This window comes from Clostridium tagluense, from assembly GCF_003865095.1.
In the GTDB taxonomy this organism is placed as follows: domain Bacteria; phylum Bacillota; class Clostridia; order Clostridiales; family Clostridiaceae; genus Clostridium_AD; species Clostridium_AD tagluense.
This window is the reverse complement of record NZ_BHYK01000019.1, coordinates 62,326-84,790: the sequence shown is the minus strand read 5'-3', so window position 1 is coordinate 84,790 and position 22,465 is coordinate 62,326. Positions and strand designations below refer to the sequence as shown.

The following is a 22,465-nucleotide window of genomic DNA, read 5'->3' as shown; positions in this document are numbered from 1 at the left end:
AGTTTATTATCTATGAAATATAAGCAAAAGTAAATATATATACGATATGTAGTTTATTGTTAAAAGATTACTGTATAATTAAAGGGGCACATAGTTGTTGAATAGGAAGTTATAGCTAGGTGCGAACAAAGTCATAATATTATTGACAATATAGAAGTTACCATAATAAAAAGAGCAGTTCCATTATTTAACAAAGCAAAAAAGTCTTGACCGTGACGTAAGGTTACTGTTTATAATAAAGTTGGGTGATGAAAATGAATTCTAAAAAAGGAAAATTTTATACTGCAGGTAAATTTGCTGAAAAAGCAGGGGTTACACTTAGAACCATAAGATATTATGATAAAAAGGATTTGCTTAAGCCCACTGAATACAGTGAATCAGGCTATAGACTTTATAGTAATCAGGATTTCGCGGTGCTTCAAAAAATCTTAACTCTTAAATTTATGGGATTTTCATTAGAAGAGATAAAAGTGGTAATGAAAGAGGAGTCAGATAAGGCCGACTTTAAGCATTCTCTTAATATACAAAGGCATGCCATAGAAAGAAAAATGGAGCATATGTCACACATTTTAGAAGCAATTAATGAAACAGAACAAATGTTGGATAGCGAAGATACATTGGATTGGGATAAATTTATTTTGATTATTAAAGCTATCAATTTAGAAAAAATATCTGCTGAGCAGTTTAAGAATGCAGCAAATCTAAAAGACCGTATTAATCTTCATGAGAAATACAGCACAAATAAGCAGGGATGGCACAGATGGATGTTTGAGAGAATTCCTATTTTAAAAGGTGCAAAAATCCTAGAACTAGGCTGTGGTGATGGAAGCTTCTGGCTCAGGAATAAGGACAGACTTCCAGAGCAGTGTGAAATTACTCTTACAGATATTTCTGAAGGTATGATAGAGGACGCAAGAAATAACTTAGCAGATTTGGATAAAAACTTTACATTTAAAGTTATGGATGCACAAAATATTACCTTTGGAGATTCGGAGTTTGATATTATCATTGCAAATCATATGATTTATTATGTACAAAATAGGGAAAAGGTTTTTTCAGAAGTAGATAGAGTTTTAAAATCTAATGGAGTTTTTTATGCTGGCACCAATGGTAAAAAGCATATGGAGGAACTTTTTAATATGGTAGAAAACTTTAGAGAAAAAGTAACTTTTTCTTACATTAGAAAAAACCATAAATTCAAACTTGAGGATGGGAAAACACAATTAGAGGAATGGTTTTATCCTGTGCAGCTTTATTGCTATAAAGATTCTTTAAAAGTAACAGAAGTAGAGCCTTTGATGGACTATGTTCTTTCAGCGCCAGGTAATTTAAATGAAATTTTAAATGAAAAAGATTTTAAAGAGCTAGAAGAATTATTTAGAAATATCATAGAAAATGAAGGCTATATGTATATTACAAAGGATTCAGGAGTTCTTGAAGCTAAGAAAAGATAGTACAAAAATATTTTATTTAGGAGGCAATTATGGAGAATATTGAAATTAATAAACAACCAATAAAAGATCAATATAAAGATGATAAAAATTTAAATTTAAGGTTAAATTTACACACTTATAATATTAATAAGGTGGATTGGAATGATTGGTGCTTTAATCAAATGGATTTTCAAAGCAAAGCGAGAATACTAGAACTCGGTTGTGGACCTGGAGGTTTGTGGGAAAGAAATAAATATAAATTAAATAAAGACTGGAATATTACTTTATCTGATTTTTCTAAGGGCATGCTTGAATGTGCTAAAAAAACGTTGGCAGAGGTAGATTATGACTTCAAATATAAAGAAATCGATATACAAGATATTCCCTATGAAGAGGGCAGTTTTGATGTGGTAATTGCAAGACATATGCTTTATCATGTTCCAGATATAGAAAAAGCTTTATCTGAAATAAAAAGAGTTCTTGCTGCTGGTGGAACCTTTTATGCAACTACCAATGGACGTGGAGCAATGGCGCAGCTTTATGAACTTATAGAAAAATTTGATCCTGAAATAGGCCTTAATAACTTAGGGATGGGTGATAGGTTTGAATTTGAAGGTGGTAGGCTCTTATTGGAGAAATACTTTAGCGAAGTTGAAATGCAGGTTTTTGAAGGAAAAATTGTGGTACCTCAGGCTGAACCTGTAGTTTCATATGTAGCATCAACCATGAGGGGTAGAGCTATACTTACAGGACAAAAAAAGCAAGAATTCACAAAGTATGTGGAGGATTATATTGAAAAAAATGGGAATATGTCAATAACTACAGAAGCTTGCATATTTAAAGTGAAAAAATAGATTTTTAGAAGTGAGAAACTGTTTTTGGTATCTTGCTTGGTTTATCTCATATTGAATTTATAGTTCTAGCAATTATGAAAGGAAATGATAATTTGTATGGTTAAAAAGTTTTTAGGTAAAAAATATATTATATTTATTTCTATTATTATATTTTTAGTTTGTTTTTCATATTTTGAGAATAATAATATAGTAATCTCTAAATATAATGTAAAAAGTAGTAAGCTTCCAAAAGCCTTTAATAACTTTAAGATAGTCCAAATTTCAGATTTACATAACAAAATATTTTATAAAGACAATAATATTCTTGTGAAAAAAAAAATCACAAAAGCCTGACATTATAGTTATTACGGGTGATTTGGTGGATAGAAGAAAGTATAATGAAGAAAATGCGTTGTCTTTTATTGATAAAATAAATTCTATAGCACCCATATACTATGTTAATGGAAACCATGAAGGGTGGTCTGGAAAATTTGAATCTTTAGAAAAAAGCTTAAAGAAAAAGGAGTAATAATTTTAAGAAATGAATCACTATATTATGAAAAAAATAAACAGAAAATTCTTATTTTAGGGGTTGATGACCCTGCCTTTAATACAACTAGTCATTCTGAAGATTATATGAATTCAGATATAATGAAAAAAGATTTAAAATACTTCTTTCTCACAGACCTGAACTTTTTGAGCTTTATGTTCATAATAATATAGATTTAGCTTTTACAGGACATGCTCATGGTGGACAAGTTATTTTGCCTTTTTTAGGTGGAATTATTGCACCAAATCAAGGCTTTTGGCCAAAATATTATAAAGGCGTGTATAAAAAAAACAATACTGTTATGGTGGTAAGCCGAGGCCTTGGTAATAGCATTGTTTCTCAGAGGATATTTAATAGACCTGAAATTGTATCAGTTACACTAAAATTAGGTGAGAATTAAAAGAACAATTTTAAAATACAGTTAGATTTTATAGCTGGGAAGAATTATACTCTATAATAAATAAACTGTTATTACATCGCTTTGTAATAACAGTTTATTTTATTTCTTAGGAGATTATAAGAATTAAAACTGGATACTGCTACGTATTTAAGTGTACTTTTAAAAACTTTTCTTACTTCTTGAAGTGGAGTTTTTAGACGTAATATAAAATTTGTTTATAGAAATACTAGTGCATAGCAATTAAATGCTATATACATATTATAGCATTATATACAAATTAATGTTATAATTTGTATACAAATAAACTATGAATTAGTAAATACTTGAATATTATTGCAAATTAATAATGGAGGGAATTGTGATGCAGAGCATATGGATACTTGGTTCATCTGGGTCAGGAAAAACTACTTTGGCTAATGTTATTGGAAATAAACTGGGTGTACCAGTTTATTATAACGATAGAATTTTTTGGATGGAAAGTTGGCAGGTATAATAAATGCGACACTATTATTTTCTTGAAAATAAATAGAGTTATATGCATGTATAGATTTTTGAGGAGATATTCTAAACATAGAGGTACTGTACGTCCTTATATTTCTGAGGGGTGTATAGAAAAAATTGATATTAACATTGTAAAATATATTATGTTTGATTATCCGAGTAAGAGCAATGAAATAAAGTTTGAAATTGTATTGAATGCGGAGGAAAAATCATGGAATGGATTAAAATAGAAAGTGATAAGTATATATTTAATTATCATGAGAATTCTATTGCAGAAAGTGACATACACAAAATAGTTGATATACAGGAAACTTGTAATGAATTTATTTGTAACTGTTTAAATGCTAAAATGGAAAATAAAATTAAATACTATCTATGTGAATCTCGTTTAGAAGTGGGCGAGTTATATGGGGACAATGAACCCTGTAATGGGTTTGCTAATGATATAAACGAAATATATGCTGTATATAATGATAAAATTAAATGTATAGGATTTCATGAGGATGCACATGTAATTTCATATAATATATCGACTTAATAACATATCCTATTGCTGGGTCATTTGTGGAATATCTTATTTCAATTTTTGGCAAAGAAAAATTTAAGATATTTTATAGTTCCTTAAAAGAAGATTTTAAAACAAATTTTCTGGATATGTTTAATATTACCTTAGCTAGTGCAAATAAAAAATTTATAAAATATATTAACAGCATAGGGAATAATGATGTTATTTCTAATATTATAAAAAGTGAATTGGAAGAAAGGAATCTTTTAAAATAAAGTAAAACGATTTAAATAGCATATTAAATAAAAAATTTAATTCATTCTTAAAGTTTCTTATAAACAACTATAAGAATTACTATAGAAATTCAGTTTTATAAAAATGGTAAAAATGAAATTTGGTTATTAATAATATAAATTGAAGGTTAGGTGTATAGAATGAAACTTGTTATAATATTTGGTCCGCATGCAGTTGGTAAAATGACTGTTGGACAAGAACTTGCAAAAATTACTGGTTTAGGACTATTTCATAATCATATGACAATAGACATTGTTTCTGAGTTGTTTAAAAATATGCCTCAAGAGCGATCAAGATTAACAAATCTATTTAGAAAAGAGATTTTCAAAGCATATTCCGATAGTGAAGAATATGGAATGGTTTTTACTTATATGTGGGCACTGGATTGTAAAGAGGACTGGGATTATGTAGGTATGGTTGAAGAGATGTTCAAAGAAAAAGGTGGAACTATATACTATGTAGAGTTAGAAGCAGATTATGATGTACGTATAGAAAGAAACAAGACCGAAAATAGACTACTGAATAAACCTACGAAAAGAGATGTTATACGTTCAGAGGAACTTTTTAGGATGCTGGAAGAGAAATATAGGCTTAATTCATTAGAGGATGAAATTAAAAAGAATAATTATATAAAAATCAATAATACGAACATTTCGCCTGGTGTTGTTGCACATATGATTAGGGACGAATTTAGATTATAAGCATAATATAAGGTTAGATTAATTGGCGATTTTCTTTAGTTACGTCACAACTGTAAATAATTACGTACTAAATAAGATTAAGCTAAACAGAAATATAAAATATCAATAATACAGAGGGTGTAGACAATGATAAAAACAATTTATAAAGTTGAGGAAGTAATTGATTTTGCATGGGAATTAAGTCAGAATAATTTATATGCGAGTTATCCAAGAATAAAATCAATCAAAGAGGTTGAAAGAGAGATCCAAAGAGCCATCCATAAAGAAAATTATAATATAGTAGCTTGCTATCATCAAAATGTATTATGTGGAGTTTGTGTTTATTTTTGGATATGTGATGAAAAATATGCACAAACAACACAATTTTTGATAAGAGAGGATTATGACCAAACTGCAAAAGAATTGATTGGGTATATAAGCAAGAAATTAGCTGGATATGAATTATTTATAGGTGTACCATTTTCTAACGAAAATGCAAATCAATATTTTAAGAAAAAGAATATAGAATGTATCGAATCTAGTATTGTTACCAGTTTATATAACTTAAAATCCTATTCGAATCAAAAGCATGATTGCGTAGATAAAATTACTAAAGAAAATTTTGAAGAATATGCTATATTTCATGACAAATATGCTATCCCTTCTGGAGGTTTTTGGAATAGCAAAAATTTACAAAAAAATATGAACCGCTTTCAAGTACTTGTTTTTAGGAAAGATGAATCGATTCATGCAAGCATCTTTACTAAGATTGGCAAAGACTTATCAGACGTTGTTGGTTTATTTATTGATAAAGAATATGAAAATAATGGTATTGAAAGTATTTTAATTAATGAAATGTTAATGCAATTATATAATGAATTTGGTGCAATAAAGGAAATTTTATTTTTTATTGATGAAGATTGTACTGATGAATTAAATTTAGCTTTGACTGCAGGTTTTGAGATTAAAGAGAAATATAGAAATTATAAATGGATACTTTAGTTCGTTAAATTTTTTTTAAATAAAGGCTCGTAATATTCTTATCATGCAACACAACTCTAGAAAAATGTGCATTAAAGATTAACAGAAATTTTATTTTTTGTGAGGTGAATTATGACTATACATTTTAGTAATATTACTCCAGATAACTGGCGTACTTTTAAGGCACTGAAGGTTAAAGAAGAACAGAAAAAATTTGTTGCTTCCAATGTGACAATACTTGCAAGGGCATTTGCATTTCGAGACTATAATAGTCGTGTATATGCCATTTATAATGGGGATTTACCAATAGGAATGTTAATGCAACATGATTTAGACGATAATAGCCTAGTGTGTGTGCTAGATCAATTCATGATTGCAGAACAATATCAAGGAAAGGGTTATGGAAAGTCTGCTATGCAACTCTGGTTCTCCATGATAAAGAATGAAGAGAAATATGATTCGATAATTCTTTGCTATATAGAAGGTGATGAAGTCGCACGGAGTTTATACCTTGGCATGGGGTTCCATTATACTGGTGAAGTTGATGAAGATGAAATAGTTATGGAATATAATCTGAAGGATAAAGCATGATATGTTTTTTTCTTGTTTCGACTTTGTATTATATTCCGTAACAACGGTAATTTATTGTGCTTAGAAGTTTATAGATTGGGGGAAGGAAATATTCTATGAAATTTATTTATTGTCCTATATGTGGTAAAAAACTTAGTGAGAAAAATATTGGTGATGAAGGGTTAGTAAAATATTGTATTACTTGTGATAGGCCGTATTTTGATAGCCCTGCCAGTTGTGTTGAAGTTTTAGTTATAAATGAGTATAACCAGATATTGTTATTAAAACAAAATTATATTTCTCAAACTCATTGGGGAGTAGTGTCTGGCTATGTTAATAATGGGGAGACATTAGAGGAAACAGTGATAAGAGAAGTTTTGGAAGAAACAGGCCAACAGGTTGAAAAAATGCAGTATGTGGAAAGTTATTATTTTAAACCAAAAGGATTAATAATGGCTGGTTTCATTTCATTTGTTAAGGCAAAGCCATTTGTGGATTCTAATGAAGTTGATGATATTATGTGGTGCGAAATTGAGGAAGTTAATAGATATATTGCTAGGGTAGATAATATGTCTGGTATTCATTTTGATAATTCAATGCGATTATTAAATTTATAATTAAGGTATTGTATAAAATAAGCAATTCAGGTGAGGTTAAAACTATGCTAGATAATGTAAAAATTTTAGGGGTACCATTTTCCAAAATGAATATGAAAGAAACAGTAAACATTATAGTTAATAAGATTGATTGTAATAATCAATCAATTTTTAATATTATTACGGGAAATCCCGAAATAGTATTGCAAGCACAAAAAGATTCCCAGCTTCAAACTATTTTTAATGAGGCAGATTTAATCACTCCAGACGGTGAAGGGATAGTTTTAGCTTCGAAGTGGAAGGGCCAGCCATTATTTGAAAGAGTTACTGGAGTTGATTTGTTACTGGAAGTTTTGAAAATGGGAAATGAGCGAGGTTGGTCCTTTTATTTTTTAGGTGCAGATGAAGAGGTCAATAAGAAAGCAACGGAAAATATATTGGAGGAATATCCAAATATAATTGTATCGGGCAGGCATCATGGCTACTTTGATAATGTGCAAGAGGAAAAAATTCTTCTAGATATTGAGAGTAAAAGACCCAATATATTAATAGTTGCGCTAGGTGCACCAAGGGCTGAAAAATGGATCTATAATTATAAACACAGACTACCAGTAAAGGTTGCCTTTGGAGTAGGTGGGAGCTTAGATATAATTTCAGGAAAAACAGCGCGTGCTCCCCAAAAATGGCAACAACTAAAACTGGAATGGTTATATAGGTTAATAATTCAGCCTTCCCGCTTACGTAGGCAAATGGTGTTGCCAATATTTGCTTACAAATCCTTAATGGAGGCGCTTAAGGAAAAACGTAAGAGGGTATAGGGAACTTTCTCTAACAAAATGAAGAATTGAAAGATTCGATGACTTTATTCTATGATTTTAAGGGGAATAACAATTGGAATTGTTATGTGATCTCAAGGAATACGAGGGGGAATAATTTATGCATGGCTATGCACTTGTAGGTTATTTAGACAATGAAATCGAATCATGTTTTAAAAAGTTATGGGAAGATTTAAGTGAAAATAATATTACACAATATGGTGTAGATACAAAAGGTAGGAGGCCACATATTACTATTGCAGATTATGATAATTTAGATAGTGATAGATTTGTGGAATTAATTAGTAAATTCTATGAGGACAAGTCAAGAGTAGCTATAGCTCTAAATATATTAGGTACCTTTATTAATACTGGGACCTTGTTTCTTGCTCCAACCTTATCAACTGAATTACTTCATTTTCATAATCGTCATCATGACTATTTTAAAGAATTCAATGTAAATGAAAATTCATGGTAAATTGAATGAGATTGCTCTCATAGAAGTTGAATTTAATGATTATGGCATAGCAATAAAAGATACAGTTGTTTTTTCAAAAGAGCTCAAATAATTTGTTAATGTTAATAAAAATATTATTATATATGAAGTTAGGTCAGATATGTAAAATGTTACGAGACAAAGATTATTATATATAGCAGAGTGAAAGGGTATGATAGATATGAAAACACCAATATTAAAAACAGATAGATTAATTTTGCGACCATTTTGTCTGGAAGATTCACTGGAAGTATTTGAGTGTTGGGAAAGCGACCCTGATGTTGCAAAGTATATGTTTTGGACAAATCATAATGATATAAACAAAACTATCGCATGGGTAAAAAAAGAATTAAGCAAAATAGATGCTGATGATTGGTACAGATGGGCAATTTTATCGAAGCAAGCGAAAGAATTGCTTGGAACTGGATTAATCTATGTTGAAGAAGAGTATGGCAAATTTGAAATAGCATATAATTTCGGGAAAAAAGCGTGGGGATTCGGGTACACAACAGAAGCAATGCAGGAAGTAATAAAATTTGCAAAAGAAGAATTGGGAATCAAAGAAATAATGGGAAGACATGCAAAAGAAAATCCTGCTTCTGGCAAAATAATGGAAAAATTAGGTTTTAAATATATTAAGGACATACCATATGAATGTAATAGAGGGAATAATCTATATGAGGGTAAAGAATACATTTTAAAATTATAAAAATGAGCATAATATGAAGTTGAATTAGTTCAACATCTTCTTGAAGTTCGTCATAAACAACTGTAAGAATTACTAATGAAATCAATTAAACTGGACAGGTTATGTCTATAATGGGAGTGTTGAAAAAAATTAAAGGCTAATCGACTAATAGGTAAATATAACATGTTAAACTTGTAAAATGTAGTTAATTAAAGAATGCTTATATATAAGAAAGGTGTGAGTGTAATGGATTGTGGATTTGAAAATGGAGATAGCTGGTTCCGATATCGGGCTGCAGCAATAATTATTGAAGATGGATGTGTTCTTTTCGCAAAAAATGAATTGAATTCTTACTATTATTCTATAGGTGGTGGAGTGCATTTAGGAGAAAGAGCAGAAGATGCAGTTAAGCGAGAAGTATTTGAAGAAACGGGAATTGCATATGAAGTTGACAGATTAGCATTTATTCATGAGAATTTTTTTCATGGCTTGAAGAGCCATGAAATTGCATTTTATTTTATAATGAAATCAAGAGGTACAAAAGAGTTGGATAGCAACAGCTATTCACAAGGTGTACGTGAATATATGCATTGGTTACCAATTGATAAGTTAAAAGATTATGTTGCATATCCAAGCTTCTTTGCAGATAAGTTACTTAATTTGAGGGATAGTGTTGAGCATATTGTTACCTGCGAATAATGGGAAGTCAAAAAAAGTGTAAAAATTGATAGGTGTAGGGTATATCAGCGATATCTGAAGACATTTCTCAGTTAAAGAGTTATGTCAAACTTGTAATAAAGTATGAAGCAAAGAAAGACTATAAATGATGAATTGAGGGAAAGTATGAAAAATATGAGGATTTTGCATATATGAATTTAGAAGATGACGAATACGAAGAACTAGCAAAATTAAACATTTTACATGAAGCGAAGGAATAACAAATTTCTACGAGATGTGAAAGAAAAATTGTATTCTTTAAAAGGAGGACAAGCAAGTGAAATATAAATTTATTAACATGAACTTAGAATATGCGAGTATTATTCACACTTGGAAATACGAGGGAGAATATTCAGTCTACAATTATGAAAATGATGACTGTTTATTAGACCCAAATAATTGGCGTGATATGTATGCTGTGTTAGATGAAAATAATGACGTGGCTGCAGAGATAACATTATATAATAATGATTTGCCAGAAGGGTTAGAGAATACATTTGAGCAGGGGGATATGTTTTATGGTCAAGGGATGAGACCAGACCTTACTGGAAAAGGCTACGGACCAGAATTAATTTCACAAGCTTTGGTCTTTGCACTTGCTAAATATAATTATAATCGAGAATATGTTTTATTAGATGTAATTTCTTTTAATAAAAGGGCATTTAAAGCATATGAAAAATGTGGTTTTGAATTTGCTTACGAACATAGTGAAGAATGCGATGGAACTGTATATGATTTTATAAGGATGAGATATAAAAATCCAAAAGTAAATCTAGGGAGGTAGACATCATGAGTTTTGATAATTACGCTAAAACTTGGGATACTGATGAAAGAATTGATAGAGCAAAGATAATTGCCAATGAGATAAGCAAATCCATTGTTATTGATAAAAATTATTCTGCTATGGAGTTTGGGTGTGGAACAGGGCTTGTAAGCTTTAACCTTTATGATAAATTTAAAAACATTACCCTTGTTGATTCATCAAAAGGAATGATAGATATACTGGAATCCAAAATTGATGAATACAAAGTAAATAACATGCTACCTTATCATTTAGATATATTAAGCGAAAATTCAATAGATATGAAATTTGATGTTATCTATAATTCTATGGTATTGCACCATATTCAGGATACTGAGGCTATAATAAAGACTTTTTATGAATTACTCAATAAAGATGGTTATTTATGTATAGTAGATTTGGATAAAGAAGATGGTAGCTTTCATAAGAATTATCCGGATTATGATGGTCATAATGGTTTTAAGCAAGAGGATTTGAAAAACATTTTAATTAGTGCTGGTTTTAAAGATATACAAGCAAATACCTTTTTTTATGGTGAGAAAATTATAGAGGATCAAAAGGTTGATTATTCTTTGTTCCTTATGAAAGCAAGAATATAATAAATTTAAGGGGGACTAAAATGAAAATTAATACAGTCTTAGCTAATAATGAAACTTCAAATATTATTAAAAATATATATCCATTATATTTGCACGATTTATCAGAACATTACGGGGACATACCTAACGAATATGGAATATACGAAGAGGAGCCTATGAAAACATTAGCAGAGCAATATGAAGTTCAAAATATTTGGTTTGAGAAGCCCAATGTACTGTTTCCATATATTATTAGGGTGGATGATAAACCAGCAGGATTTATTCTTATAGCTACTGCGCCATATGCACCGAAAACAAGTGATTATTATGTTAATGAATTCTTTTTATTAAGACCCTATAGAGGTAAAAATATAGGAGAAATTGCTGCAAAACAAGTATTTGATAAATTTCAAGGGAGATGGGAACTATATACAAACCATTTACCAAAGAATTTAAAAGGGCAGAAATTCTGGAGAAAAACTGTAAGCAGTTATACAAATAATAATTATGATGAATCTACAGGACAAACTGTCCATGAGGAAAAATTAATATTTAGATTTAATAATAAGGAATTAAGATAGAGTAAAGGTATCTTAATAAAGCATTTATAGTTATTTATAGAAGTATCAGGGTGATGATTATAGCTTTAATGAAGAGTGGTATTCATTATATAAAGCAAAAATAATGCCTAATACCATGATCATAAAAGTAAGAAATAAATTAAGAAGGGTAGAAGATTTAGAATGATAAGAAATTTTAAAGTTGAAGATACAGAAAAACTTATCCAATTTATAAAAAAAGAAAATATCGTTGATGGAGACAATATACTTAGCGATATTGAAAGTGATGATAAAAAGCTAATAGTATATGATGAAGCTGGTATACGCGGCTTTGTATATATGAGCGTATGTAACAAAGAAACTAAAAGATACGACGTTAATTTATATGTAGAAGTTCCATCAAGAAGAAAAGGAATTGGTACAGCTTTATATAATGAAATGTCAAAGTATTTACAAGAAATAAAGCCAAATCTTCTAGTGACAGAGTTTAGTGTAGACAAAGATAAGGAAGCTTCATTCTACAAAAGGCTAGGTTATAAAAAATGGTTTGGCTGCAATGAACTATATTATAGAGGAATAATTCAGCCTAATGTAGATATAGAGTTTGTACCTTATGAAGATAAATACTATGATCAATATGTAAAGCTTGTGAAAGATTGCTTTTATGAGTTAAGAAAAGAAAATGATATACAACCATATTCAATTCCAGCTAATAAGCAGGATAGAGAAAATAGATTAAAAAGCAAGGATTCTATATATGTTTTATTTGAGAATGAGCAGCTAGTTGCATCCATCTTTGTAGAAAATGGAAACTTGGACTTCATAATGGTTACCCCATCTTATCAAGGAAAAGGATATGGAAAGAAAGCTACTCAGTTTGGTATCAATAAGGCATTAAGCCAAGGTGCAAAGCTTATTCAGCTTGGTGCTTTAGAATGGAATACTAAAGCAATTTCTTTATATGAATCACTAGGTTTTGAAATAGTACAAACCGTTCATTTTTATAGACAGTTTGGTGAAAAATAATATTATTAAAAATTATAATGCCAGATACATCTCTAATATGGTGAATCTAAATATTAGAGCAGTATAAGATAGATTAAAGTCAATTAGAAAGGGAGTTGTGTAAGGTTATGGCCTCAAGAATAATCCATATTTGCATTGCTAATAAACTAGCAAAAATCCACAATTTGAATTACCGTTGCTTTTTATTAGGTAGTATAGCTCCAGATGCACACTACCCAAACCTTCCTCCTCATGTGGGTTCTCATTTCGCACTACCTGAAGAAAAAAGAAAGGTTAATAACTTTATTGATTACCCAATTTTTATTCACAAGTATCTTAATAACAATAGAAATGATTTTTTTCTAGGTTACTATTGTCATTTAATATCTGATGAAATATGGTATTCAGACATATACACTAAATATATACTTGCTAATAATGAAAACGATATCTTAAGCAGAATGGAATTAGTTTATAGGGATTATAGGCGGTTAAATGGCAAGGTAATACAATATTACTGTATTAATGACCTTAGCAATATATCATTAGATCTTTTAGATGGGTTGAGAATGGAAGAAATAGATTTAACTGCATTTGAAAACATTTTAGCAGAAGCTAAAACAGATTTTAACTATGGGATGGAGAGCAATGAACCACTAGAACTATTAGAGTTTGAAGAAATCAGAAATTATATTAATAAAGCGGTTTCTGAATGTTCAGCTGCAATTAAGAAATACCTTTAATATTTCATCAATATTAGTCACTTTATTTTTTTCGGTAAAAAACGAGATATACTAAATATAAGGAGTGAAGCTAAAATATGGTGGGCTATGTTATGTGAATTTCTTAAGTGAAGAGTGTAATTCATATGGAAAAGGCATACAAATAGGTGAAGGTGAGTTCATACAAAGTGAAGACAATGGAGAAGTGCTCTACTGCCATTACAAGGATAATGAAATTGAAGAATGCTTTAGAAAATTTGAAGTTATCTATAAGGAAAAGCGATTAATTAAAAGAAAAATAGATAATAAGGAATATACTTCTGCATATTTTGATTATATATTAAAAGTTCCTTCTGAGAATATATCAAAATCAATATCTGCTAATTATTTTATATTATAAGTGCTATACAAAAAAACATTAGTGTTAAAGACATGCTTATATGGTAATATATAGTATATGATTATGTTTTATATTAGGAGGAATTATGAAAAAAAAATTAGCAATTTTATTGTTTATTATGACCCTAACTCTTTTCGGATGTGGATTTAAAAATGATAATCAAGATCTAAAAGGATTAGAAAAACAAGTTAAAGTAAGTGAAAAATCTAACAAAAACAAAAATGAAGTTGACATAAAAACAAGTGTGGATGAAATGGATTTAAGAAAATTATTTAAGATAGATGATAAGCAATTTGGAAGCATATGGACATACATTGGCCCAATTGAATATGGGCATATTTTAAAATATAAGGCAACTAAATATGATAAAGCAAATAATTGCGTAAATATTATAATGGATGGGTACAATAACGGTGGGGTAGGACTAATATCAGAGGGGGAAAATGGAGAAGTAGGAGCTTTTACATTAACATATACAGTGAAGAGTGATAGTGTGGTTGAGGTTATTGCTAATAAGACAAAAGAAGAAACTACTTTAGGAAGCATAATACCAAATAAAATAATTTTAAAAGCTCCATTGAAGGTAGGGAATACATGGGAAGAAAAATTTCAATATAAGGGAAAAGAGTATACTGCAATTTCTAAAATTACAGCTGATGAATATGAGCAAAAGTACAGTAAGGATAAAAAGAAATATAAAGGGTATGTAGTGGAAACAAGTGTTAAGGGGATGGATAATTTTGAAAACAAGGAATTTAATGAAACTAGGATAATAGATTTAAACAAAGGTGTAATTGAACATTCCTATAAAACTATTGTCGGAGAAGGTAAAGATAGTTTTGAGTATCCTTTTGCATATAGACTATTTTGTATTAATAATGAGGTGCCTTATGATATAAAGCTATATGAAAGCTTAAAGGATAACATGGGCAATAAAAATATTGAAAGTATAAAGAAAATATACCCACAAGAAAAATCCATAGAAACAAAGGGAATGACTCTTGTTAAGAAAGTAAGCGCTGATATAGATGAAGATAAGGTAAATGAAACTATAGAATTATTTGGAGGAGTGACAATGTCCAAAGAGGGACAAATAATAAATTCAAATGATAGAAATAAGTGGTGCTTAGTAGTTAATAAAGGTAAAAAGCAATTTGTATTATTCAATGATTACATTCAACTTGGAGAATTAGAATTTTGGGCATATGATTTAATGGACTATAAACAATTTAGAATTACAACGGTAAAATCTACAACTGCAAGTTTAGTTTTCACAGATTACATTTTTAATAAGCAGTCAGAGCATTTTTGGGCAGTAGAAAATAGAACATTAAAAGGGTCAGTAAACATGCACTAAATAAAGAGCTACTTGACTCTTCCGGGAAAATTTTTAAATAAGCATTAGAAAATAAAATTTCTAATGCTTATTGACATTATGTGGAATAGTGTTATTATAATACATAGGAAGTCGATGCATAGAAACAATAGGTATAAATAGTAGCATCTAATAATATATGAGGGAGGCGAGAACATGTCAATAAATAATGAGCTTTTAAAAGGAAGTACAGTAACTCTTATTTTGAAATTAATTAATAAAAAACCCATGTATGGCTATGAGATGATAAAAGAAATGGAAGAGAAATCAAATGGGGTATTTACATTAAAAGAAGGGACACTTTATCCTATTCTACATACTTTAGAGGCAAAAGGGTTAGTAGAGGCATATTGGGATGAAGGCTGCGGAAAGCGCAAAAGAAAATACTACAAGATAACTGAGGAAGGTATATTATCTTTAAAGGAAAAAGAAGAAGAATGGACAACTTTCCGTTTAGCAGTTGATAAAATGTTAGGGGAGGCTATAGTATGGGGGTAGGAGATAATTCTAAAATCAATGAATATATAGATTATGTATGTTCCTATGTGAAATATAAAGAAGCTCATAAAGAGATAAAAGAGGAATTATCATCGCACATTGAGGATATCGTAGATGAATATTCTGAAAGTGGAATGTCACAAGAAGAGGCAGGAAGTAAGGCTATTTCGCGAATGGGAGATAGCGATATCGTAGGTAAACAGCTAAACATAGCACATAAAGGAACACCAGATTGGATTACATTAATTTTAACTATAGTACTCGTAAATACGGGGGTTATATTGATGTATCTTATGCAATATAAAAGCTCATATAGAAGTAGTGATTATTTATTTAATCATAGCTTATTATATGCTGCTATTGGTACAGCAGGTATAGTAGTATTATATTTCTTTGATTATAGGAAACTTCAAAAGTATTCTAATTATATTTTTATAGGAATGTGTTTATTATTTATCTTATCATTTTTTATAGGGAATCCTATAAATGGAAGTATTTTTATTAGTGTGGGAAGCTTTACATTTAATATTAAAGCAATTAGTTTGTATGTATTTGTAATTGCACTTGCAGGTATATTCAATAACTATGACTGGAACAAAAAAATAAATTTAATTAAAGCTACAGGGTATTTGGGTATTCCAATGTTTTTTATGTTTTCTGCCCAGGGATTAAGTTACTGTGGAATTTATTTTATTGCATTTATAGTTTTAGCACTTAAATCTAATATGAAGAAAAGATATGCAATTTATATTGTTGCACTTAATACTTTTTGCGTTCTATTTTATTTTTGGTTAGAAACATATAGAATGCAAAGATTTTTCTCTTTTTTAAATCCATTCTCAGATCCAGAAGGAGCGGGATATTTAAATGTAAAGATATACAAAATAATTCATACCTCTGGAATTTTCGGAAATGGGTTTTCTACAAATGAAAAATTATTAAATTTACCTGGACTGCAATCAGAATTTGTGCTTAATTATATAGTACACACTTTGGGGTGGCTTGGAGTTGCGGTTATTATTACTATTATTGTTTCTTTTATATATAGAATGCTACATATTTCAAAACATGTTAGAGATAATTATGGCAGATTACTTATAAGTGGACTAATTAGTATATTCATAGTTCAATTTACAGCGAATATATTAATGAATGTGAATCTATTCCCTATTATTGGGATTGAGCTTCCGTTTATAAGCTATGGAGGATCTTTAGGCATTATTAATATGCTATCTGTAGGTATTATTATGAGTGTGTATAGAAGGAGGAGTTTATCTAATCAATGAAAGTAAAGTATTAAATTAATATATCTAAGTGCTTAGAATTGTTAGAAGTTATTACAATTCATCTTTTAATTAATAGAGTAGCATTTGTTGGAATTCAAATCATCTCTCTCATCATAATTTTTTGATATATTTTTTTAAAATTGTTTGTAATTCTTATTATATTTAACGACATTTCAGAAGGAAAGTATCCCACTTCTATAAGTGGGGGTCACAAACTATAACAAAAAGAGAACTTCAGTAGGAATTTAAATCGTCTTCTGAAGTCGTTAATTACAGCTCCGCAGGAGATGATTTAACCTAGGAAGGTATAGGGAAAATTAAAAAATACTATTCCTAAAAATAACTTGACTTACAAATCTATATGATTTAAAATCTAATTACCAGTGGTAACTACCACTGGTAATTAGATTTTTTTTGGAGGTCTTATTCATGAAAAAGGGAATTACAAAGGAGCAAGCAATTGATGCTGCGCTTGAGTTAATGAGAAGTAGAGATGATATCAGAAGTGTTAATTTACGGGAAATAGCTCGTAACCTAGGATGTGCCCATACAAATCTTTATAACTATTTCGGCTCTTTTGATGATTTGCTATGGGAAGCACATATAGAAGTTTTAAAAAAATTTTCCGAGAACCTTGAGAAGCATATCTCAGTAGTAGATAAGTATGATCAAAAATTGCTATGTTTTTTCAATGAATTTGTAGATTTCTATATTAATAATAAAGGTTGGTTTCGTCTTGCATGGGTAGAAATTATTGGTGGGGAAAGGCCTAAGGTTGATGAAATAGCAACAGTAAAAGTTGTAGATGGTCTTGTAGAGAATATTGAAACTATCTGGAAAAATTTATATAAGTATACTCCTAAAAGGGATAAGATTAGAAATGTACTGCATATTGTACACGCCTATATGCAGGGAGAAGTTTCTATTTATATTGCAAGGCGTTCCCTCATATCTGATGAGAGTGAATTTAAAAGCTATGTTGCGAATACAGCAAAATCTATGTTTGAACTATTATTGTCAAAGGAGGAGTAATTTTCTATGGATAATTACGAGGAAAATCTAAAACAAGAGAATATTTATTTGAAAGAAACATTGTCTGTCATTGCACAACAGTTAGAATATGAAGAAAATAAAATTTTAAGCAACAAGCAAAAGCTTATTGCAGCAAGACGTGATATGTATGAAAATACCTGTCATTCAGCAGATGATTTTGATAAGAATTCCGAAACTGTTCAATATCTTAATCCATTGGCTATTCAGACTTTTGATTATCAGGCAAGGGAAGAACGGATAGAAAAATTTAAAAAACTATTAATATCACCTTATTTTGCTAGAATAGATTTTTATGAGAAGCGGTATGGAAAGGAAAGTATATATATTGGTATTGCGAACCTGACAAATGATGAAACCTATGAAACATATATTTATGATTGGAGAGCACCAATATCAAGTATCTTTTATCAATATGAAATTGGTGAGGTGAGTTATCAAGCACCTTGTGGGAAAGTAACTGGAGAAGTTAGCTTGAAAAGGCAATATGAAATTAAAAATAGCAAACTAGAATATTTTTTTGACTCCAGTGTAAATATAATGGATGATATTTTAAAAAAAGTCTTATCTGGCAATACTTCTTCTAAAATGAAATCCATAGTAGAGACCATTCAACGGGAACAAGATATGATTATCCGAGATATTGAAAATGACCTTGTCATAGTGCAAGGAGTTGCAGGAAGTGGAAAAACATCGGTTGCTTTGCATAGAGTAGCTTTTTTGATGTATCAAGGGCTTACCTCGAAACTTAGCATGAATAATATTGTGATTATATCACCTAATAGTCTGTTTGATAAGTATATATCTAATGTGCTCCCAGAGCTTGGGGAAAAAAATGTCTCAACCCTTACATTTGAGAATATTTTTGCAGATGTTTTTGAAGGTAGAACAGAAATAAAAAGTAGAAATTCACTGTTAGAAAAAATTATAACTGCGGATAGCATGGCGGAAAAGGAACTACTTAAATCTGGTATGGAATTTAAACTCTCCAAGAACTTTATTTTGATATTGGATGCTTATTTAAACTACTTTGAGCACAGAATGATTGAAATTAGTGATGTTTATTATAATGGTGAATATATTGCTGATAGGCATTTGTTAAAAGCAGAGTTAATCCATTACAATAAGGTGAATATGCCACTAGAAAAAAGGTTATCAATTATAGAAGCTCGTATTATGAAAAAATTGCAAGAATTAAGAAAAACTCGTCTACCTAAACTTGAAAAGTTTGCAAGTAATTATCAGGAGCATAGATTTGAAATTAGGCCATTTGCACGATTATTATCTATAAAACAAAGTTCAACACTTCAAAGAATAATCTATAAATTTACTCGATTAGATGTAGTAGAGTTATATAAGAAACTTTTTAAAAATAAGGAACTGTTTTATCGTATATCAAAAGGAATAGAACTGCCCTCTAACATTCAGCAAATTTTGGACTATACAAATTGCAATTTGCAAGATAGAAGTTTATGCTATGAAGACGGGATTGCTTTATTGTATTTAAAACTAAAAATGTCTGGAAGAAGCAGTTATAAAGATATAAAACAAGTAGTAGTGGATGAAACACAAGATTACTACCCCTTGCATTTTGAAGTATTAAAACATCTATATGTTAATGCTAAGTACACCATAATGGGTGATATTAATCAAACCATGGAAAAAAATGCTGACTTAACAATATATGATGACATAAAAACTATTCTCAGTAAGAAAAAGACTACAACAGTTTTTATGACTAAGAGCTTCAGATGTTCCTATGAAATTAATACATTTAGTTCACAATTTATTGATTCCAATGTAGAAATTGAAAGCTTTGATAGGCACGAGGATGTTCCTGAAATTCATAAGAACTCCTGTAATAGCGAAATGGAATTTGAAATCATTAAGGGAGTTGCACGATATCAAAAGGAGGGATATGAATCCATAGCTATTATATGTAAAAGCATGTGTGAAGCTAAATGTCTTTTTGAAAGTATAGGAAAAAGCATTGGGGCTACATTGTTAAATGAGAGCGCAGATGATACCAGCATAGGGGTGGTTATAGTTCCTATTTATATGGCAAAAGGTCTCGAATTTGATGGAGTTATAATCTATCAAACAAATAATGAAAACTATAAAACCGAGGATGATAAAAAGCTATTGTATATCGCAAGCACAAGAGCTTTACACAAATTATCCCTTTATTATACAGGGCATATAAGCAAATTGATAAAATCTTCAAAGCTTTAGTCTAGGAGTTGTGTTTAGTACACAACTCTTTTTTTAATGTGAAAGCAAGCTATTGTGGTTTAAGAACGAGCATATATGGTATATAATAAGTATATAGATGAAAAAATAACTGTAAACTGAAAAAGAGGTGTAAGAATGAAAAGAATACCCTATGGCATAAGTGACTATAAAACTTTAATAGAAAAAAATTATGTTTTCGTAGATAAAACTAAATATATAGAAAAGCTTGAAAATTATCCTGCTCCTTATATATTTTTCCTAAGACCTAGGAGATTTGGGAAAAGTCTTTTTACTTCAATGCTATCCGCTTATTTTGATATAAGTCAGAGAGACAACTTTGAAAGACTATTCCGTGATACGTATATAGCTCAAAATCCTACTAAGGAGAGAAGTGGATATTACATATTAAATTTTAATTTCTCCAGCCTAAACACTGATACTAAAGAATCTCTAAAGGAATCTTTTTTAAAAAATATTAGAGAATCTTTTGATCGGTTTATTAAAAACTATGATTTAAATGTTGAGTATAGAAAAGATTATGATGATGCAGCCAGTATGCTAAATAATTTTTTTACTACAGTAAAATATGAAATAGATAAACCTATTTATGTAATAATAGATGAATATGATCATTTTGCAAATGAGCTTTTGAGTTTTCAACCGGAACTGTTTAAAGATAGTATAAGCAAAACAGGGTTTGTGAGAAAATTCTATGAAGCATTAAAGATAGGTACAGAAAAAGTAGTTGGAAGAATATTTGCAACAGGAGTATCTCCTATTACTTTAGATAGTATGACTAGTGGGTTTAATATAGCGGATGATTTAACAAGACATGTGAATTTCAATGAAATGATGGGATTTACAGAGCAGGAGGTAAGGGGTTTAATTAAAACTACTTTAAATGAACCAATATCTTTTGAAGAAACAGAAGAATTAATGGAAATTTTAAAAAAGAATTATAATGGTTACCTGTTTTCAGAGGATGCAACAACTAGACTTTTTAATAGTGATATGATTCTCTACTATATTAAAGCCTTTATTGAAACCGGGAAAGGTCCAACCAATTTAATAGATAAAAATATTGCTAGTGATTATAGCAAAGTTGGCAATTTATTTAAGTTGCAAAATCAATCAAATAATATGGAGGTATTAAAAGATATAGTCAGTGGCAAAGAAGTATTTTCAAGAATAACTGAAGAATTTAGTCTGGAAAAGAGATATAATAAAGATGATTTTAGGTCACTCTTATTTTATTTGGGAATGCTTACTATAAAAAAGCAAGTCATGGGTAGGGTAATACTTAAGATACCTAATGAAGCTATAAAGGGATTATATTATGATTTTTTTGTTAGTAGCTTAAATGAGTTAACTGAATATAGTCTAGATACTGCTGATATAGAGAATTCTATATTTGAAATTGCATTAAATGGAGATAATGCTTCATTTGTAAGTATAATTGAAAAAACTTTAAATAAATTATCAAACAGAGATTTCATTGCCTTTGATGAAAAATACATCAAAATAATAATGATAGCTTATTTAAATCTAGCTAAAGCGTACCTTATAAAATCAGAATATGAGGTAGAAGAGGGCTATATAGATATAGCACTTTTAAATAATCATATAATAAAGCCAAAATATTATGGGATAATTGAGCTTAAATATATAACAAAAAAGGAATATGATAAATATGGTGAAGCTTTAGTAAATCAAAGAAAAGAAGAGGCAATAGTACAAATCAATAAATATAAAAATTCTCAGGAACTTTTAAATTACAAAAATCTTAAAAAGTGGGTTTTAGTATTTGATTGTGATAAGTGCGTGGTTAATTTAGAAATGGAGTAACATTACCTGCTATTTTTTATAATATGGAAAAGTGAAATTTATTTTATAGGAAC

28 protein-coding genes are annotated in these 22,465 nt (G+C 29.5%); all 28 read left to right on the top strand.

Annotated features, from left to right (window positions below; translation table 11 throughout):
• Positions 1–254 precede the first annotated feature (254 nt).
• Complete coding sequence (locus Ctaglu_RS16040) at positions 255–1,454, top strand: MerR family transcriptional regulator (RefSeq protein WP_125003501.1); 1,200 nt, start codon at positions 255–257, stop codon at positions 1,452–1,454.
• A gap of 29 nt (positions 1,455–1,483) precedes the next feature.
• Positions 1,484–2,287 carry a class I SAM-dependent methyltransferase gene (locus Ctaglu_RS16035; RefSeq protein ID WP_125003499.1) on the top strand — a complete coding sequence of 268 codons (804 nt, stop codon included), beginning with the start codon at positions 1,484–1,486 and terminating at the stop codon, positions 2,285–2,287.
• Positions 2,288–2,645: 358 nt separating this feature from the next.
• Positions 2,646–2,795, top strand: a complete 150-nt coding sequence (locus Ctaglu_RS26390; RefSeq protein WP_307720499.1) for a hypothetical protein — start codon at positions 2,646–2,648, stop codon at positions 2,793–2,795.
• 235 nt (positions 2,796–3,030) lie between these two features.
• Entirely contained in the window at positions 3,031–3,216 is a 186-nt protein-coding gene (locus tag Ctaglu_RS26385) for a hypothetical protein (protein WP_307720498.1), read from the top strand.
• 361 nt (positions 3,217–3,577) lie between these two features.
• Positions 3,578–3,709, top strand: coding sequence for a P-loop NTPase family protein (locus tag Ctaglu_RS26215; RefSeq protein WP_267901287.1), 132 nt, complete (start codon positions 3,578–3,580; stop codon positions 3,707–3,709).
• A 46-nt stretch (positions 3,710–3,755) separates the two neighbouring features.
• Complete coding sequence (locus Ctaglu_RS16025) at positions 3,756–3,947, top strand: P-loop NTPase family protein (RefSeq protein WP_148097594.1); 192 nt, start codon at positions 3,756–3,758, stop codon at positions 3,945–3,947.
• Positions 3,929–4,255: a hypothetical protein gene (locus Ctaglu_RS16020; RefSeq protein ID WP_125003495.1), complete on the top strand. Its 327-nt coding sequence runs from the start codon at positions 3,929–3,931 to the stop codon at positions 4,253–4,255. Before Ctaglu_RS16025 ends, Ctaglu_RS16020 begins: the two co-directional genes overlap by 19 nt.
• A 26-nt stretch (positions 4,256–4,281) precedes the next feature.
• Positions 4,282–4,497: a hypothetical protein gene (locus Ctaglu_RS16015; protein WP_125003493.1), complete on the top strand. Its 216-nt coding sequence runs from the start codon at positions 4,282–4,284 to the stop codon at positions 4,495–4,497.
• 159 nt (positions 4,498–4,656) lie between these two features.
• Complete coding sequence (locus tag Ctaglu_RS16010; protein ID WP_125003491.1) at positions 4,657–5,217, top strand: DEAD/DEAH box helicase family protein; 561 nt, start codon at positions 4,657–4,659, stop codon at positions 5,215–5,217.
• Between the two features lie 126 nt (positions 5,218–5,343).
• On the top strand, positions 5,344–6,198 hold the full coding sequence (locus Ctaglu_RS16005) for a hypothetical protein (RefSeq protein WP_125003488.1): 855 nt from the start codon (positions 5,344–5,346) through the stop codon (positions 6,196–6,198).
• A gap of 111 nt (positions 6,199–6,309) precedes the next feature.
• Complete coding sequence (locus tag Ctaglu_RS16000) at positions 6,310–6,768, top strand: GNAT family N-acetyltransferase (protein ID WP_125003486.1); 459 nt, start codon at positions 6,310–6,312, stop codon at positions 6,766–6,768.
• A 95-nt stretch (positions 6,769–6,863) separates the two neighbouring features.
• Positions 6,864–7,364 carry an NAD(+) diphosphatase gene (locus Ctaglu_RS15995; RefSeq protein WP_125003484.1) on the top strand — a complete coding sequence of 167 codons (501 nt, stop codon included), beginning with the start codon at positions 6,864–6,866 and terminating at the stop codon, positions 7,362–7,364.
• Between the two features lie 44 nt (positions 7,365–7,408).
• Positions 7,409–8,161, top strand: coding sequence for a WecB/TagA/CpsF family glycosyltransferase (locus Ctaglu_RS15990; RefSeq protein WP_125003482.1), 753 nt, complete (start codon positions 7,409–7,411; stop codon positions 8,159–8,161).
• 118 nt (positions 8,162–8,279) lie between these two features.
• Positions 8,280–8,636: a hypothetical protein gene (locus Ctaglu_RS15985; RefSeq protein ID WP_125003480.1), complete on the top strand. Its 357-nt coding sequence runs from the start codon at positions 8,280–8,282 to the stop codon at positions 8,634–8,636.
• Positions 8,637–8,826: 190 nt separating this feature from the next.
• Positions 8,827–9,363: a GNAT family N-acetyltransferase gene (locus Ctaglu_RS15980; protein WP_233439813.1), complete on the top strand. Its 537-nt coding sequence runs from the start codon at positions 8,827–8,829 to the stop codon at positions 9,361–9,363.
• A 225-nt stretch (positions 9,364–9,588) separates the two neighbouring features.
• The gene (locus Ctaglu_RS15975; RefSeq protein ID WP_125003477.1) at positions 9,589–10,041 is read left to right on the top strand and encodes an NUDIX hydrolase; all 453 of its coding nucleotides are present in this window, start codon (positions 9,589–9,591) and stop codon (positions 10,039–10,041) included.
• 295 nt (positions 10,042–10,336) lie between these two features.
• Complete coding sequence (locus tag Ctaglu_RS15970) at positions 10,337–10,843, top strand: GNAT family N-acetyltransferase (RefSeq protein ID WP_125003475.1); 507 nt, start codon at positions 10,337–10,339, stop codon at positions 10,841–10,843.
• Positions 10,844–10,848: 5 nt separating this feature from the next.
• Entirely contained in the window at positions 10,849–11,460 is a 612-nt protein-coding gene (locus Ctaglu_RS15965) for a class I SAM-dependent DNA methyltransferase (RefSeq protein ID WP_125003473.1), read from the top strand.
• A 20-nt stretch (positions 11,461–11,480) separates the two neighbouring features.
• The gene (locus Ctaglu_RS15960; protein WP_125003471.1) at positions 11,481–12,020 is read left to right on the top strand and encodes a GNAT family N-acetyltransferase; all 540 of its coding nucleotides are present in this window, start codon (positions 11,481–11,483) and stop codon (positions 12,018–12,020) included.
• A 162-nt stretch (positions 12,021–12,182) separates the two neighbouring features.
• Positions 12,183–13,025 carry a GNAT family N-acetyltransferase gene (locus Ctaglu_RS15955; protein ID WP_125003469.1) on the top strand — a complete coding sequence of 281 codons (843 nt, stop codon included), beginning with the start codon at positions 12,183–12,185 and terminating at the stop codon, positions 13,023–13,025.
• Between the two features lie 107 nt (positions 13,026–13,132).
• Positions 13,133–13,747 (top strand): zinc dependent phospholipase C family protein, encoded by a 615-nt coding sequence (locus Ctaglu_RS15950; protein WP_125003467.1) that lies wholly within the window; start codon positions 13,133–13,135, stop codon positions 13,745–13,747.
• A 94-nt stretch (positions 13,748–13,841) separates the two neighbouring features.
• Entirely contained in the window at positions 13,842–14,126 is a 285-nt protein-coding gene (locus tag Ctaglu_RS15945; protein WP_125003466.1) for a hypothetical protein, read from the top strand.
• A gap of 85 nt (positions 14,127–14,211) precedes the next feature.
• On the top strand, positions 14,212–15,483 hold the full coding sequence (locus Ctaglu_RS15940; protein ID WP_125003464.1) for a hypothetical protein: 1,272 nt from the start codon (positions 14,212–14,214) through the stop codon (positions 15,481–15,483).
• A gap of 174 nt (positions 15,484–15,657) precedes the next feature.
• Positions 15,658–15,999, top strand: coding sequence for a PadR family transcriptional regulator (locus Ctaglu_RS15935; RefSeq protein ID WP_125003462.1), 342 nt, complete (start codon positions 15,658–15,660; stop codon positions 15,997–15,999).
• On the top strand, positions 15,990–17,285 hold the full coding sequence (locus Ctaglu_RS15930; RefSeq protein ID WP_125003460.1) for an FtsW/RodA/SpoVE family cell cycle protein: 1,296 nt from the start codon (positions 15,990–15,992) through the stop codon (positions 17,283–17,285). Before Ctaglu_RS15935 ends, Ctaglu_RS15930 begins: the two co-directional genes overlap by 10 nt.
• Positions 17,286–17,714: 429 nt before the next feature.
• Positions 17,715–18,317, top strand: coding sequence for a TetR/AcrR family transcriptional regulator (locus Ctaglu_RS15925; protein WP_125003459.1), 603 nt, complete (start codon positions 17,715–17,717; stop codon positions 18,315–18,317).
• Positions 18,318–18,323: 6 nt separating this feature from the next.
• Positions 18,324–20,567: a HelD family protein gene (locus tag Ctaglu_RS15920; protein ID WP_125003457.1), complete on the top strand. Its 2,244-nt coding sequence runs from the start codon at positions 18,324–18,326 to the stop codon at positions 20,565–20,567.
• A gap of 135 nt (positions 20,568–20,702) precedes the next feature.
• A complete protein-coding gene (locus Ctaglu_RS15915) occupies positions 20,703–22,412 on the top strand; it encodes a PD-(D/E)XK nuclease domain-containing ATP-binding protein (protein WP_125003455.1) in 1,710 nt (569 codons plus the stop codon).
• Positions 22,413–22,465: the final 53 nt, after the last annotated feature.

Coding starts and splice junctions, on each gene's coding strand:
- Ctaglu_RS16040 (WP_125003501.1), top strand. CDS start 255: ATGAATTCTAAAAAAGGAAAATTTTATACTGCAGGTAAATTTGCTGAA.
- Ctaglu_RS16035 (WP_125003499.1), top strand. CDS start 1,484: ATGGAGAATATTGAAATTAATAAACAACCAATAAAAGATCAATATAAA.
- Ctaglu_RS26215 (WP_267901287.1), top strand. CDS start 3,578: ATGCAGAGCATATGGATACTTGGTTCATCTGGGTCAGGAAAAACTACT.
- Ctaglu_RS16025 (WP_148097594.1), top strand. CDS start 3,756: ATGTATAGATTTTTGAGGAGATATTCTAAACATAGAGGTACTGTACGT.
- Ctaglu_RS16020 (WP_125003495.1), top strand. CDS start 3,929: ATGGAATGGATTAAAATAGAAAGTGATAAGTATATATTTAATTATCAT.
- Ctaglu_RS16010 (WP_125003491.1), top strand. CDS start 4,657: ATGAAACTTGTTATAATATTTGGTCCGCATGCAGTTGGTAAAATGACT.
- Ctaglu_RS16005 (WP_125003488.1), top strand. CDS start 5,344: ATGATAAAAACAATTTATAAAGTTGAGGAAGTAATTGATTTTGCATGG.
- Ctaglu_RS16000 (WP_125003486.1), top strand. CDS start 6,310: ATGACTATACATTTTAGTAATATTACTCCAGATAACTGGCGTACTTTT.
- Ctaglu_RS15995 (WP_125003484.1), top strand. CDS start 6,864: ATGAAATTTATTTATTGTCCTATATGTGGTAAAAAACTTAGTGAGAAA.
- Ctaglu_RS15990 (WP_125003482.1), top strand. CDS start 7,409: ATGCTAGATAATGTAAAAATTTTAGGGGTACCATTTTCCAAAATGAAT.
- Ctaglu_RS15985 (WP_125003480.1), top strand. CDS start 8,280: ATGCATGGCTATGCACTTGTAGGTTATTTAGACAATGAAATCGAATCA.
- Ctaglu_RS15980 (WP_233439813.1), top strand. CDS start 8,827: ATGATAGATATGAAAACACCAATATTAAAAACAGATAGATTAATTTTG.
- Ctaglu_RS15975 (WP_125003477.1), top strand. CDS start 9,589: ATGGATTGTGGATTTGAAAATGGAGATAGCTGGTTCCGATATCGGGCT.
- Ctaglu_RS15965 (WP_125003473.1), top strand. CDS start 10,849: ATGAGTTTTGATAATTACGCTAAAACTTGGGATACTGATGAAAGAATT.
- Ctaglu_RS15960 (WP_125003471.1), top strand. CDS start 11,481: ATGAAAATTAATACAGTCTTAGCTAATAATGAAACTTCAAATATTATT.
- Ctaglu_RS15955 (WP_125003469.1), top strand. CDS start 12,183: ATGATAAGAAATTTTAAAGTTGAAGATACAGAAAAACTTATCCAATTT.
- Ctaglu_RS15950 (WP_125003467.1), top strand. CDS start 13,133: ATGGCCTCAAGAATAATCCATATTTGCATTGCTAATAAACTAGCAAAA.
- Ctaglu_RS15940 (WP_125003464.1), top strand. CDS start 14,212: ATGAAAAAAAAATTAGCAATTTTATTGTTTATTATGACCCTAACTCTT.
- Ctaglu_RS15935 (WP_125003462.1), top strand. CDS start 15,658: ATGTCAATAAATAATGAGCTTTTAAAAGGAAGTACAGTAACTCTTATT.
- Ctaglu_RS15930 (WP_125003460.1), top strand. CDS start 15,990: ATGGGGGTAGGAGATAATTCTAAAATCAATGAATATATAGATTATGTA.
- Ctaglu_RS15925 (WP_125003459.1), top strand. CDS start 17,715: ATGAAAAAGGGAATTACAAAGGAGCAAGCAATTGATGCTGCGCTTGAG.
- Ctaglu_RS15920 (WP_125003457.1), top strand. CDS start 18,324: ATGGATAATTACGAGGAAAATCTAAAACAAGAGAATATTTATTTGAAA.
- Ctaglu_RS15915 (WP_125003455.1), top strand. CDS start 20,703: ATGAAAAGAATACCCTATGGCATAAGTGACTATAAAACTTTAATAGAA.